Here is a 14417-nt window from a genome sequence, read left to right as displayed (position 1 = left end):
TACACCTTACTGTATTTTTCCATGGACCAGGATTTTGATCAGAACAGAGCCGGCGGCCAAAAGCCGCGCCGTGATGGTGAGCAACGTTCATTCGGTCGTCGGGATGACGACCGGCCCCGCTTTTCCCGCGGCAGCGGCAGTGATGACGCATCACGCCCCCGCTTCAACCGGGATAGCAACCCTACTGATCGGCCCCGCTTTGAGCGGAACGACGAACGCCGGTCAGCCGACCGTACCAATGACAGAGGTAATGACCGGCCCCGCCCGGCCCGACGCACAGACGATACCAGCGACCGGCCCCGCTTTTCGGACCGGAGTGGCGACTCCCGGAGTGGCGACTCCCGGGGTGGCCGCTCGTACGCCAATAAAACCGACCGGTTCGGGAACGAACGACGGTTCAACGACCGCAACGACAGTACCCGCAACGAACGCGACAGCCGCCCCGAGCGGTTTGATCGTAACGACCGTGGCCGGGATGACCGCAATACCGACCGGCCCCGCTTCGAGCGCAGCCGCGACGACCGCCCGGAACGGCCATTTACCGACCGGCGCAACCAGCCTGCTGGCGACCGGCCCCGTTTCGAACGCCGGAGCGACGATTCGCGCAGCAACGACCGCGATCGGCCCCGTTTTGACCGCGACCGCAATACCGATCGGCCCCGGCCTTTTTCGGATCGGCGGGGCCGGTCTGACGAAGGGTCAGCCGAGCGCCCACGTTTCGACCGCGGCCGGAACGACCGGCCCGACCGCGCCGACAAACCAGCGTTCAAACGCGTAGGTGGCTTCAACCGCGACGCCGACGAGCGTAACCGTTCGTTTGAGCGGGGCAACGACGATCGGCCGCGTTTTGACCGCAGCCGTGATGAAGATACCCGCGGCAACCGCCGGAACGATGATTCGCGCAGCAACGACCGCACCGACGGACCGTACAAATTTACGCCGGAGCAACGCAAAGAATCGGGCGAACGGCGCACCGGCCGCTACGAAAAAGCGCCCAACTACAATATCGACCAGCGGCCCTACGAGCGCCGGTCGCGCCGGGACGACAGCGAACCATCGCGTCCATCGGCAGACCGTCCCGCCAAAGCCGACCGCAAAGCCCCGGCGCGCCCCGTCGACGATCGGTCACGTACCAGCGAACCGGGCGATCCGAACACGACCCGGCTGAACCGATACATCGCGAACTCGGGCGTTTGCTCGCGCCGGGAAGCCGATGAACTGATCAGCAAAGGCGACATTACGGTAAACGGCAAAGTCGTTACCGAGATGGGCTTCCGCGTGAAAGACGGTGATACCGTGAAGTACGGCACCAAGGTGCTTAACCCCGAGCGCTTCGTTTATGTGCTGCTGAACAAGCCCAAAGATTATATCACCACTACCGACGACCCGGAAGAACGCAAAACGGTAATGGAGCTAGTAGCCGATGCCGGTAATTTCCGGCTGTATCCGGTGGGGCGGCTCGATCGTAAAACAACCGGTTTGCTGCTACTGACCAACGATGGCGAACTGGCCGACAAGCTGACGCACCCCTCCAACAACGTCCGCAAAATCTACCAGGTCGAAATCGACAAACCCATCACCGAAGCGGATTTCGAAACGCTACTTAAAGGGATTGAGCTGGAAGACGGCCCCATCAAGCCCGATTCGATGAGCATCATCACCCCCGACGCGCAGGTCGTTGGCATTGAGATTCACTCGGGCCGCAACCGCATCGTACGCCGGATGTTCGAGCACCTGGGCTACGAGGTCACTAAGCTGGACCGGACCACCTTTGCGGGGCTAACCAAGAAAGAACTCCCCCGCGGCAAGTGGCGCTTCCTCGACCCGAAAGAGGTAGTGAAGCTGAAATACCTGAATTAGCGATTGCATGAATGAACGATTGAGTGGAAAAACGGTAGATGCTTCCACTCAATCGCTCATTCACGAAATCACTCAATCACTAGTTATGAATCACCTCTTCCCGTACATGGAGCGGACGCTGGTACACGCCAGCGTGACGGTCAATGAACAGTACGAAGCGATGGACGATGTTACCCAGCTTGGCCTGGCAGGTCTGACCGTGGCGCCGTTCTGGGTAAAAAAAATCCGGCGGGAACTCGGCGACGAGCATCCGGCGGTCCTGTCGGCGGTGGTGGGCTACCCGTTCGGGTACCAGCGGACGGAGGTCAAGCAGCTGGAGGTTGAGCTCGCGCTCAAGGATGGCGCTACAGAAATTGAGGTGGTCCTGAATACATCAGCGCTCTTCTCGCCGGCTTCGGTCTGGCTCAAGATCGAAGTCGCCAAGCTGGTAGCCATGGTGCACGCGCAGGAACGCCTGCTGACAGTTGTGCTGGATTCGGCCCTGCTGACCGATGACCAGCGCTACCAGATGATCAAACTCGCAGCCGACGCCGGTGCCGATTTCATCAAAGACCGGACCGGCGCTTTTCCATCGACTTTCTCGCTCGATACGGCCCTTCGGTTTCGGCAGGAGGTTCCCCGATCCGTCGGTGTCAAGATCGCAGCCGACGGAGCTACCCTTTCCGAGCTGGAAGCGCTGGTAGCGGCCGGTGTTGAGCGGCTGGCCATTCGGTCGGTTTCAGACTAATATAACCGGCACGTTAAGCCCCCAACCCATTCTTAAAATACTGATAATCTGCCAGTATTGAACTTTGCGTCAGTTTCTAACCGACTACTGATCTGACCCAAAGTTCATGAAAAAGCTTTACCTGTGTCTTCTGCTGTTGCTGCCCCTTCTGTCGTTTGGGCAGCTCTCGCCGGGCAGTATCGCCTTTACCGGCTTCAATGCTGACGGAACCGATAATTTTAACATTGTGGCCCTGGATGCCCTGCCGGCCAACACCACCATTTATTTCCGCGACGACGAATGGCAGAACCCGGGTTTTAATACCGGCGAAAGTATTCTGGTCTGGAACACGGGCGGAACTGTTATTCCGGCCGGTACGGTCGTGGCGTTCTCCAACATCAACCCGAGTCCGGCTTCGCCCGTAGTAGTGAGCGTCGGCTCGGCCACCATCAGCGGCAACCGGGGTATCTCGAACGAGAACGATGCGATCTTTGCCTATCTGGGCACCGATGCCGATACCCCGACCACGTTTTTGGGAGCCATCTCGAACAACGGCGTGGCGGCCAATACATTCGGCACGCTGGCCGGAACCGGACTGACGCTGGGCGGAACAGCCCTGGCGCTAACCGGCGAAATTGCGGTGGGTATCTACACCGGTCCGCGCACGGGAATCAGCCGAAGCTGTTATCCGGTAGTCCTGAACAACGCGGTAAACTGGCAGGTACAGGCCAACAGCTCTGGCGATCAGTCCATTGACGGTATTGCTCCTGATCTGCCGTTCAGCACTACTGCCTTTACGTTTGGCTCCGCTTGCCCACTGCCGACGGTAGCCTTCAGCGCAGCCAGCCGGAGCGTCGGCGAAGCATCGGGTACGCTTTCGGTAACCCTCGCCGTGACCAGCCCCGGCAGCTCGACTGGATCGGTACAATTGGCACTCGGCTCCGCATCGGCCCAGAACGGTCAGGATTTTGTGCTGGCCACGGCGCCCGTGACCGTGACCATTCCGGCCAATACCAGCGCCATCACGTACCGGATTCCGCTCATTAACGATGGCCTGCCCGAAGCCGACGAATACCTGACACTTCGGCTACAGAACGGCAGTGGCGTACAGATTGGCTCGGTCAGTTCACAACTTGTTTTTATTATCGATGACGACAAACAGGCTCCTGCATCCACTTCGGCGCTTACCCTGCAACTGCTGACCAGCTACCGCAACCCAACGGCGGGCTCATCGGAGATTGTGGCTTACGAGAAAACCAGCAAACGCTTGTTTATCGCCAACTCAGTAGCCAACCGCATCGACGTTGTCAACTTCGCCAACCCATCGGCTCCGGTAGCACTTACGTCGATCAATGTAGCGGCTCTGGGCGGTAGCATCAACAGCGTTGCCACCCGCGACGGTCTTATTGCAGCGGCCATCGAGAATACGAACAAAGTGTTGCCGGGTAAAGTGGTCTTCTTTGACCCGAACGGTCAGATACTGAAAGAGGTAACGACCGGCGCCCTGCCCGACATGGTAGGGTTCTCGCCCGATGGCCGGTATGTCGTAACCGCCGACGAAGGCGAACCCAACGACGATTACAGCGTCGACCCCGAAGGATCGGTTACGGTAATCGACCTGACGGGTGGTATTGCCTCACTAACGCAAAGCCAGGTCACAACCGTTCGGTTCACCGCGTTTAACGATCAGAAGGCAGCCCTCCGCAGCGCCGGTGTCCGGCTCTACGGCCGCAAAGGCAACGTAGAAAACGGGAGCAGCGTAGCCGAAGATCTCGAACCAGAGTACGTAACGTTCTCGCCCGACTCGCGTACTGCTTACGTAACCCTTCAGGAAAACAACGCCCTGGCTGTTATTAATCTGACCAGCAAAACGGTATCGGCCATCAAGCCCCTGGGGCTCAAGAACCACAACCTTGATGTCAACGCCCTTGACCCAACCGACCAGGGTGGTGTACCGGCGCTGCAGAAACTGCCCGTGTTCGGCCTGTATCAACCCGATGCCATTGCTACCTTTACCTCGGGGGGCCAGTCGTACCTGATCACGGCCAACGAAGGCGACGCCCGCGAATACAGCGCCCTGAGCGAAGTAGTGCGGGCCGGAGCGGGTGGTTATGTACTAGACCCAACGGTTTTCCCGAACGCGGCCGACCTGAAAAATAATCTGCTGCTCGGACGCCTGAACGTAACGAACCAGTCGGGCGATCTGGACGGCGACGGCGACTTCGACCAGATTCACGCGTTCGGGGCCCGGTCGTTCTCGATCTGGGATCTTAGCGGTAACCTCGTCTGGGATAGTGGCGATCAGCTCGAACGCATCACCCGCGCCCAGACACCCCTGCTCTTCAACGCCAGCAATACCGATGGCAATCCGGCCGTCAAAAATCGCAGCGACGATAAAGGGCCCGAGCCCGAAGGCGTCACGACCGCCATCATTAACGGACGGGCCTACGCCTTCATTGCGCTCGAACGCATTGGCGGGGTCATGGTCTACGACGTGACAGTACCCACTGCCCCGCAGTTTGTGACCTATTCCGTTAATCGCACCGCACCCACGGCTACGGCCGCCACCGACGACCGGGGTGCCGAGGGCATCGTTTATATTTCAGCGGCCGATAGCCCCAACGGGAAGGGGCTGGTGCTGTTGGCCAATGAAGTCAGCAACTCGGTTTCGGTCTATCAGATCAGCAGCCCGGTCAGCAGCCTGTCACTGGCGCAACCCGCCTACAACTGCGCTACGGGCCTGATTACATACACGCCAGTGGGGGGCGATGGCTCACCGATTACCTTCCAGACGCCTGGTATCCGCAGTTCGGGTCCAACCAGCCTGACCGGTATTGTCGAAGCCGAATTACGTAACGACCCGAAACCCATTACGATTACCGCTACCCAGAGCGGCCGGTCGGTCAGCGTTACGTTCGATTTTGCCGCCTACTGCGCCGGTCAGAACCCGGGCAACGACCTGACGCTGCTGACGCCCACGTACGACTGCTCGACCGGAGCCATCACGTTCGTAACGGCCGGGGGCGACGGCTCACCCATTACGTTCTTCGCGCCCGGTATTCGTCGGGCGTCGGTGACGAGTCCGACTGGTACGGTTGAGGCCGAACTACGTGGAGATCCGAAGCCGCTGTTCATTCAGGCTACGCAGGGTAACCGCACCGTCAGCACCACCTTCGACTTCGCGTCGTTCTGCGTGAGTCGCGCCCGGAAAGCCGCTGCTGAAGCCGAATTGGCCTTTACTGTTACGGTAGCGGGCAACCCCACCTCCGCGGAGCAGGTGCTCGTTCGTGTGTACGGAGCTGAAGGGCAGCCCCTGCGGCTGACCGTTCGCGATTTGCAGGGCCGTACGGTGAGCGACCTGGCGGTGAAGCAGGCCAACGCCGTTGAGCAGCAGACCGTTGAGCTGGGCCGCTCGTCAGGCTTGTACCTGCTGCAGGTCAAGACCCCCACCATGACCCGAACCGTGAAAGTAGTCCGGCAGTAAACTAACCCAGTACATACTCCGTCCCGATGACCGTTCGCTATCATGAATGATCATCGGGACATCTTTTTTTGGCTGAAAAGAATGTTCGGCTTATTTTAACACCTGTTTACACCGCCTTCATCCTATGAAACTATTTCCTTTTATCCTTCTTTTTCTATTGACCATCTCGTCATTAGCTCAACCTGTTGCTTATCAAAGCTTTGAAACCGACAGTGCCGCCGAGCCCCGGGGCGGGATGCCTTCGCTGAGTACCTTCCTGCAAACGAATCTGCGCAAACCCATCGAAGCCGAAGCTCAGGGCATTGGCGGTCGCGTGGTTCTTTCGGGCATCGTAGAATCCGACGGGCGCCTGTCTGACATCAAGGTCGTGCAATCGCTGCGGCCCGACTGCGACCGGGAAGCCATTCGGGTTTTCAGTCGGTTTCAGGCCTGGCGACCGGCCTACAAAAACGGCAAAGCGGTACGGCAGTTCGTTACGATTCCGGTTACCTTCAAAGCCAACAAGCCCTTCCCCTACGTGAATGGCAACCGGATCAGCTATTACGACGCCAATCAGAACCTGCTGCCCGACAGCAGCGACCTGGCCCGGTACAAACAGCTCACCCCAACCGATTCTAACGGGCTTCCCAATGGAAATATCATGGTGTATCAGCTGAAGCGGCAGGTCTGGAAAGAACAGGCCACCCTGCCGTTTGTCCGGAAACGGAGCGACCTGTGCAGTCGCTCCGGAAAACCGGTTTATATGGTTGGGGTTGTACAACAGACCAACCAGTGGCAGGGCCGCGTAGCCGATGTCGACGAAACGGGCACGCTGGTCAGACAGGCCTTCTACAACAATGGCGAACGGGTTGGCTACCAGCTCGACTACTACAGCAACGGCCTGGTAGCCCAGCGCTCCGACGATGCCAACGGCCTGTATGTGTTCAACGCCTGGCACCCCAACGGGCAGATCAAACAGATCTGGACCGTTGACAAACCAAAACCCGGAACCCCGAAAAGTCCGGATCAGGTCATGGCTTACTGGGACAGCACCGGCCGCCAGCTCGTCAACGAAGGCAACGGCAGCGGCTCTTTTACCGAACTGGTGCAATCGAAGAATGACTCTACCCGCCAGACGTTGTTCATCGAAGAAGGCGCCTACGCAGGCGGGCTGCGGGAGGGTCGCTGGATTGGCCACTATGCCGATGGGTCCTACTTTTACGAAGAACGGTACGAGAAAGGTATCTGTCAGGCGGGCAAAGCCATTACGGCCGGGCAGGATACGGTACGGTATACGCAACGCGAGCAGCAACCGGAGTTTGCGGGCGGAATGCAGGCGATGGGCCAGTTTCTGGCCAGTACGCTGCGCTATCCGCCCGATGCGCAACGAGCGCACGCTCAGGGTCAGGTCATGGTTAGTTTTGTGGTTTGCGCCGACGGTACACTCTGCGATTATGAAGTCATTAAGCCGCTACACCCCGCCATTGATCAGGAAGCCCTGCGCATTGTAAAAGCCATGAATGGTCGTTGGAAGCCAGGTGTTCAGCGCGGCCAAAACGTACGGGTGCGGTACCGAATGCCGCTCAATTTTATGCTGGAGTAAGACCGTTATAGCTAGCCTTCCCGTTGCGCTTCTTCGTTAGCCGCATCCATAAAGCAATGAATCGGTTGTAGCCCAATACGTTAATTCCAATCCCACAAGAGGTCGATTGGTAAGGACAAATGGGCTAGTATACACTTTTTATATTTGTGTACTATTTTCTTAATTTGGCAGGTCTTCATACCAACCTCCCTTTTATGAAATTAGTACAAATCTTTTGGTTATGGCTGGTGGTGCCGGTATCCGGGTTTGCCCAGTCGCCAGTCTACAAGTCCTTCGAAGTCGACAGCGTGGCACAGCCCCAGGGCGGTCCTGAAAGACTTCATTCGTTTCTGCTGACCAACTTTCGGATGCCTCTGGCGGCAGGAGCTGCTGGTCTTACTGGCCGTGTCATTTTGAGCGGTATCGCGGAGCCCAATGGTCAGATCAGCCACGCAGTTGTTGTACGCGGCCTTCGGCCCGATTGTGACCAGGAAGCCCTTCGGGTGTTCAGGCTGTTCAACGCCTGGCAACCGGCCATCAAAGCAGGGCAGCGCGTACGTCAGGAAGTTACCTTCCCCCTTACCGTCAAAGCAAGCCCACCCCAGTATGAATACTTCGACGGCCAGCGCATTACCTACCTCGATGAGCAGTTCACCCCTGTTCTACCCGGCAGTAGTCTGGCCCAGTACAAAGAAGTCGCCCGTCAGGACAGCCTGGGGTTACCAACGGGCAATGCCATCATTTATCAGCGACAGGGTAAACGATGGGCTGAAAAGCTGACGCTGACGATGGCCCGGGAAGAACAACCTTACCACTCGCCGGACGGCTTAGTGATAAACCGTATTGGTCTGAAAGCACCGAATCACCAATGGCAGGGCCTGGTCTACGACATTACGGAGACGGGCCGCCGGGTATCCACACGCACTTTCCTGAATGGAACCCAGACCGGAGTAGACCAATTCGATCTGAACGAGATGCTGGTAGAATCGGAACAGGATATTGCCCAGTCCAACAGTAGGGAGCCAGTGCAACAGACGCGGTGGCGATGGTACAGCAACGGCCAGCAGGAATCCATCGCTACCATCAATCGCTATAATCAATCGCGCGCCAAAGCCGAAAAATTCGAATCGATCTGGGATGCATCGGGAAAGCAGATGGTGACCGAGGGCAACGGACGAGCTGTAATTCGCTCCCGAATCGTTTCCAAAACGCGCCAGCAACCCCCGACTGACCTGATAGAAGAAGGCTACTTCGTCAACGGTTTCCGCGATGGGGTCTGGACGGGGCGCTATGCCGATGGGTCTTTTTTTTACGAAGATCGTTACGATACAGGGGAAGACCTGGGTGGCAAAGCGGTGGTTGGCACGCGAGATACCCTGCGCTATGCCAAAATTTACCAGCCTCCTTCTTTCAAAGGCGGTATGGCCGCACTGGGCGACTTCCTGAACAACACGTTACGCTACCCGGCCGAAGCACAGCGACGCGGAGTACAGGGCCGCGTTGTTATCGGTTTTGTGATCAGCGAAGAAGGAACTGTAGACGATATAACAGTAATTCGGGGACTGGGCTACGGTACCGATGAAGAAGCGGCACGGGTGGTCAAATGGAGCAGTAGCCGCTGGACACCGGGTTATCAGCGCGGTCAGCCTGTGCGAGTAAAGTACACTTTACCCATCAACTTTACCCTGTAAGTTCTGGTAAATACCCAACCGTTATGGCGGCCATACACATACGGCGTGGAAAGCCGATCATCTGTTTGTAAATTTGCCCGATAACCTCCGGCACGAGATGTCCCTCAAGCAAGTTCCCCTTCATCATATTCATCAGCAATTAGGCGCGAAGATCGTGCCGTTTGCGGGCTTCGAGATGCCCGTTCGCTACTCGTCCGACCTCGACGAGCACCACACCGTCCGTAATGGCGTTGGCGTATTCGACGTATCGCACATGGGCGAGTTCATCGTGAAAGGCGATGATGCGCTGGCCCTGATTCAGCGGGTATCGGCCAATGACGCCAGCACGCTCTTCGACGGCAAGGTACAGTACAGCTACCTGCCCAACGGCCGGGGCGGTATCGTAGACGATCTGCTCGTTTACCGGATCAGCGAAACGGAGTACATGCTCGTTGTTAACGCGTCGAACATCGAAAAAGACTGGAACTGGATCAACCAGTACGTGCGTGACACCGACAACCTGACGCTCGTGAACGTATCGGACGATATGTGCCTCTTTGCGGTACAGGGTCCGATGGCGGCCAAAGCGCTGGAGTCGCTGACAGCCGCCGATCTGGAAATGACGTATTACACCTTCGAGAAAACAGATTTTGCGGGCATGGCTAATGTTATCGTATCGGCAACGGGCTATACCGGCGCGGGTGGGTTCGAGATTTACGTATCCAACCACCAGGCCGAAACCGTATGGAACGCGATCATGGAAGCCGGAGCGCCCTATGGAATCAAACCCATCGGCCTCGGTGCCCGCGATACCCTCCGGCTCGAAATGGGCTATAACCTGTACGGCAACGACATTACCGACGACACCTCCCCTATTGAAGCCGGGCTGGGCTGGGTCACCAAATTTACCCACGACTTTGTGGATGCCGATGTACTGAAACAGCAGAAAGAGCAGGGCGTTGCGCGCAAACTGGTTGGCTTTACTATGATTGACCGGGGTATTCCACGCGGTCACTACGCCCTCTGCGATGCCGACGGCCATACCATTGGCGAAGTAACGTCCGGCACGCAGTCGCCCACGCTCGGCAAAGGCGTAGGCCTGGGCTACGTACCCACCGCCCTAAGCAAGCCCGGCACCGAAATTTTTGTAAACGTGCGCGACAGACTCCTGAAGGCCGAAGTTGTAAAGCCCCCTTTCGTTCGGCGCTGATGGTTCTCTGCCAGACCTCCAACCAATCGATTCATCTAACCAGGATCTAACTCATACCGATGGGCGGTAGCGACTGTACCTACTGCTCATCGGCCAGCGACATACATGAAACACATTGACGTTTGTTTAACCCCGGATCTGTTGCATCTACACACGGTTGAAAACACCATCGTAGTCGTTGCCGACGTGTTCCGGGCTACTTCCTGCATGGTGACGGCTTTTGCCTATGGGGTGAAAACCATTGTACCCGTAGCGACCATCGAAGAGTGTCAGCAGTGGCAGGAGCGTGGGTATCTGGCCGCGGCCGAGCGTAACGCGCGCCGGGTCGACGGTTTCGAACTCGACAATTCGCCGTTCACGTACATGGACGAGCAGATTCGGGGGGCCAACGTAGCCATGACAACCACCAACGGTACGCTGGCCATCACCAAATCGCGGTCGGCGGTAAAAGTGCTGGTCGGCTCATTCCTGAACCTCGACGCGGTGGCCAGATTCCTGAAAACTGAGCCTTATGATGTGATGGTGCTGTGCGCGGGCTGGAAAGGCCGCGTCAACCTCGAAGACACCCTCTTTGCTGGCGCCCTCATCGACCGGCTCAAAGATAGCTACGCCCTGGCCGAAGACAGCGCCATTGTAGCGCACCGGCTCTACTGCGACGGAAAAGAAAACCTGGTCGGCTACATGGCCAATGCCTCACACATCCGCCGGCTCCAGCGGCTCGGCATTCAGAAAGATATTACCTACTGCCTCCAGCATGACCTCTACGACGTGGTTCCCGTTCTCCGTGGCAACGCACTCGTAGCGATGGAAATGTAAACGGAGTGATGAGTTAGTAGTGGTGAGCGATGAGTGATTGCCTGTAGGCGCCGACCCCACTCATCACTACTAACTCATCACTCATAGCCCTTCTCCCAGCAGCCGTTTCAGTTCGAGCTGGTTGAGCAGGAGCTGGTATTTAAAATTGAGTCGGCCCAGCTCGGCTTCTTCAACGCCGGTTTCGGCGCTTTGTAGCTCTACGTTTGTGATTACTCCGTTGCGCAGGCGGGCGTTGGCAATAGTCAGTGCCTGACGCGCCTGCTGCACCTGCGTTTCGAGGTTGGCCAGGCGGGTCTGGTTGCTGCGGATGTCGGCGTTGAGTTGGGCGAGGTTCTGCCGAAGCTGGGCGTTAGCGGTTTCTACGGCGTAGCGGCTGGCGTTCAGATTCAGCTGGGCGGCCTGGTTCTGTAGCTGGTAGCGCTTACCGGCATAGAGAGGAACTACCACGGCAACACCGGCCGCCAGATTGGCGCGCGGCTGCTCTACGTTGAGCGGATACCCATTTTTGAACCCCGCATTCCCGCTGAACCCGATGCTCGGCTTACCAGCCCGGCTATTGACCAGAATCTCAGTCTCGGCCGCGCGGAGCCGGTCCTGAGCCAGCTGCACATCTTTGTTAGTCGCCAGTACCGGAGCCAGGTCGAGGTTGTAGGGCTGGGTAGCGCTGCTGACCGCATCGGTCAGGTCGAACTGGGTAATGGCCTGGCTCACGTCCGGACTGGGATTACCGGTCAGGAAGGTCAGCGCAGCCAGTTGTCGCTCCAACAGGTTCTGGATTTCGATCCGGCGGTTTTGCGCGGCTTTTACCCGAACCGTTTGCGTCAGTACGTCGTATTGCAGCGCATCGCCGTTCTGCAGCCGCGTTGCCAGGAGCCGCACGTTGGCTCCGGCGGTCCGGATCACCGAATCCTGCACGACCAGGCTCCGTTGCAGAAAGCCCACGCCGAAATAGGCAGCCGCGACCTGAAAGGCCAGGTTCTGCTGCGTAATCTCCAGCCCCCGGCGCAGCACCTGCACGTTATCGGCAGCCTGCCGAACAGATGCGTCGGTCCGGCCAAAGTCGTAGATGGTTTGCCCGATCGATACGTTGCCGTTGAGGTTGTTATTGGGCGCCAGCTTCAGCGTAGCATCCTGCCCGTTGACCGGAAACGTCACCTGCGGCACGGGGGTCAGGTAGGTGTAACTCCCGTTCAGGTTAACAGTGGGGCGTAATGCCGTACGGGCTATATCGACCCGCAGTTCACCCGCCCGGATCAGCTCCTGCTGCTGTCGGAGCACGGGGTAGTTGGCGTTGGCCTGCTGAAGCAGCGCCCGCAGGTCGGCAGGCACCGGAACCGGCTGAGGCTGCTGCGCCCGAACACCACCGGCCGTTAGTAAGGCTATACAGACAAGGTATTTTAACTGCATACATGTATGTGTTTGTGAGACCCGGCGGGTTGCGGCATCATGAGGATCAACGGCCGGCGGCACTGACCATCGACGTAGGCCTATCCGGCCATGCATACCGCTCCCGGGCGCCAAGTACTAGTGAGCGGCATCGGCTACTGCTTTGGCAGCGGCCGGGTCCATTTTTTTGTTTTTCAGTAAGAATAACAGCGGAAACGACACCACGAAAAACAGCCCCGCCAGCCGGAATGTGTCGAGGTACGAGACCATCAGCGCCTGCTTCTGGATAATCAGATCGAGATTGCGATACGCCCCCGTCGTGGCATCGAATGCGTTGACGCCCCGTGCCATCAGCCCCTGCGTGAGCGCGTTGAGCCGTTCGGTCAGGAGCGGATCGCCGGGTTGCAGGTTTGATACCAGATCGCCCCGATGAACAGCGCTGCGCTGGGTTACGTAAGTGTTCGTGATAGCTACCCCGAAGGCTCCGCCCAGCTGCCGCATCATGTTTACGATGGCAATGCCCGTAGGCAGCTGACGCGGTTCGAGCGTCGATACCGACTGGTTGATAAGCGGCACATTGACCAGCGCCAGCCCGATGCCCCGAATGATCAGCGCCCCGATAAAATCGCCATTCGACGCGTCCATGTTATAAGTAGACATCGTAAAGCAAAACGCAGCGAAGGCAATGTAGCCGAAGATCACGATCAACCGGGGCGAGGTTCCTTTGGCCAGCAACCTGCCCGTCAGCGCGAACATGGGCAGCGTAATGAGGCCGCCGGGAATCAGGAGTTTGCCGGTCTGGGTGGCCGTCATGCCAATAATGCGTTGCGCAAACAGCGGATATAACAACACCGACGTAAACAGCCCGTAGCCAACCACAACGATCAGCAGCGAGCCAACCACCAGGTTTCGGTTCTTGAGCGTACGCAGATCCACCACCGGCTCGCGGGTGCCCCGCAGCTCCCACCAGACAAACAGCGGCAGCGTCACCGCAGCGGCAAGGGTCAGGCCCGTAATCAGCGAACTATCGAACCAGTCGTCGGCTTCGCCCCGCTCCAGCACATACTGCAGACTACCCACCCCGATGGCCAGCAGCAGAATACCGAACTGGTCAATTTTGATGGCAGCGCGGTTAATGTTCAGCTCTTCTTCTTTTTTGTCGATGAAGGCCGAGCTGAGCATGACGGCCACAATACCGATCGGTACGTTGATGTAGAACATCCAGCTCCAGTGGTAATTATCGATGATATAGCCACCGAGCGTAGGACCGAGTGTGGGGCCCAGTACAATACCCATCCCGAACAGGGCCGAGGCCGTGGCCCGCTGCGAAGGCGGAAACGCATCGTACATCAGCCCCTGCGAGGTAGACAGCAACGCCCCCCCGCCAACGCCCTGCAGGAACCGGAAAAACACCAGCATCCACAGGTTATCGGACAGGCCGCAGCCATACGAGGCCAGCGTAAACAGGAAAATGGAGCCGATGTAATAGTTCTTGCGGCCGAAGTACCGCTGCAAAAAACTCGTCATCGGGATAACGATCACGTTGGCGATGGCGTAGGACGTCACCACCCACGATACATCCTCGATCGTAACGCCCAGATTACCGGCAATGTCGGTCAGGCCCACGTTTACGATCGAGATGTCGATCAGTTCGATTATAGCTGCCGAAATGGCCGTGATCACCACGATCCACCGACGAAACCCGGTTGGTTGATTCATGTTCT

General features: G+C 58.0%; 9 protein-coding genes. 7 read left to right on the top strand and 2 right to left on the bottom strand.

Features of this window, described 5'->3' with window-relative positions; genetic code table 11:
- The first annotated feature begins 21 nt into the window (after positions 1-21).
- The 7 genes from FBR45_RS01295 (at position 22) to FBR45_RS01265 (ending at position 11307) form a co-directional block, all read left to right on the top strand.
- Positions 22-1860: a pseudouridine synthase gene (locus FBR45_RS01295; protein WP_138498610.1), complete on the top strand. Its 1839-nt coding sequence runs from the start codon at positions 22-24 to the stop codon at positions 1858-1860.
- A gap of 85 nt (positions 1861-1945) precedes the next feature.
- Positions 1946-2587, top strand: coding sequence for a deoxyribose-phosphate aldolase (locus FBR45_RS01290; RefSeq protein WP_138498608.1), 642 nt, complete (start codon positions 1946-1948; stop codon positions 2585-2587).
- A gap of 106 nt (positions 2588-2693) precedes the next feature.
- Positions 2694-6050, top strand: a complete 3357-nt coding sequence (locus FBR45_RS01285) for a choice-of-anchor I family protein (protein ID WP_138498607.1) — start codon at positions 2694-2696, stop codon at positions 6048-6050.
- Between the two features lie 124 nt (positions 6051-6174).
- The gene (locus FBR45_RS01280; protein ID WP_138498605.1) at positions 6175-7632 is read left to right on the top strand and encodes a TonB family protein; all 1458 of its coding nucleotides are present in this window, start codon (positions 6175-6177) and stop codon (positions 7630-7632) included.
- A 194-nt stretch (positions 7633-7826) separates the two neighbouring features.
- A complete protein-coding gene (locus FBR45_RS01275) occupies positions 7827-9302 on the top strand; it encodes an energy transducer TonB (RefSeq protein ID WP_138498603.1) in 1476 nt (491 codons plus the stop codon).
- A gap of 97 nt (positions 9303-9399) precedes the next feature.
- A complete protein-coding gene (gene gcvT / locus FBR45_RS01270) occupies positions 9400-10491 on the top strand; it encodes a glycine cleavage system aminomethyltransferase GcvT (protein WP_138498601.1) in 1092 nt (363 codons plus the stop codon).
- Between the two features lie 105 nt (positions 10492-10596).
- Positions 10597-11307 (top strand): 2-phosphosulfolactate phosphatase, encoded by a 711-nt coding sequence (locus tag FBR45_RS01265; protein WP_077924237.1) that lies wholly within the window; start codon positions 10597-10599, stop codon positions 11305-11307.
- Positions 11308-11388: 81 nt separating this feature from the next.
- Here FBR45_RS01265 and FBR45_RS01260 read toward each other — a convergent pair whose 3' ends face one another.
- Both FBR45_RS01260 and FBR45_RS01255 read right to left on the bottom strand, forming a co-directional pair.
- Positions 11389-12714 carry a TolC family protein gene (locus FBR45_RS01260; protein WP_138498599.1) on the bottom strand — a complete coding sequence of 442 codons (1326 nt, stop codon included), beginning with the start codon at positions 12712-12714 and terminating at the stop codon, positions 11389-11391.
- A 117-nt stretch (positions 12715-12831) separates the two neighbouring features.
- Positions 12832-14412: a DHA2 family efflux MFS transporter permease subunit gene (locus FBR45_RS01255; RefSeq protein ID WP_138498597.1), complete on the bottom strand. Its 1581-nt coding sequence runs from the start codon at positions 14410-14412 to the stop codon at positions 12832-12834.
- Positions 14413-14417 lie beyond the last annotated feature (5 nt).

It is taken from the genome of Spirosoma lacussanchae, assembly GCF_005870035.1.
Classification (GTDB): Bacteria; Bacteroidota; Bacteroidia; order Cytophagales; family Spirosomataceae; genus Spirosoma; species Spirosoma lacussanchae.
The sequence above is the reverse complement of the archived record's forward strand: the minus strand, read 5'-3'. Positions and strand labels throughout refer to the sequence as shown.

Excerpts from the sequence above, each read along its gene's own strand:
- FBR45_RS01295 (WP_138498610.1), top strand. The coding sequence starts at position 22 with ATGGACCAGGATTTTGATCAGAACAGAGCCGGCGGCCAAAAGCCGCGC.
- FBR45_RS01290 (WP_138498608.1), top strand. The coding sequence starts at position 1,946 with ATGAATCACCTCTTCCCGTACATGGAGCGGACGCTGGTACACGCCAGC.
- FBR45_RS01285 (WP_138498607.1), top strand. The coding sequence starts at position 2,694 with ATGAAAAAGCTTTACCTGTGTCTTCTGCTGTTGCTGCCCCTTCTGTCG.
- FBR45_RS01280 (WP_138498605.1), top strand. The coding sequence starts at position 6,175 with ATGAAACTATTTCCTTTTATCCTTCTTTTTCTATTGACCATCTCGTCA.
- FBR45_RS01275 (WP_138498603.1), top strand. The coding sequence starts at position 7,827 with ATGAAATTAGTACAAATCTTTTGGTTATGGCTGGTGGTGCCGGTATCC.
- gcvT (WP_138498601.1), top strand. The coding sequence starts at position 9,400 with ATGTCCCTCAAGCAAGTTCCCCTTCATCATATTCATCAGCAATTAGGC.
- FBR45_RS01265 (WP_077924237.1), top strand. The coding sequence starts at position 10,597 with ATGAAACACATTGACGTTTGTTTAACCCCGGATCTGTTGCATCTACAC.
- FBR45_RS01260 (WP_138498599.1), bottom strand. The coding sequence starts at position 12,714 with ATGCAGTTAAAATACCTTGTCTGTATAGCCTTACTAACGGCCGGTGGT.
- FBR45_RS01255 (WP_138498597.1), bottom strand. The coding sequence starts at position 14,412 with ATGAATCAACCAACCGGGTTTCGTCGGTGGATCGTGGTGATCACGGCC.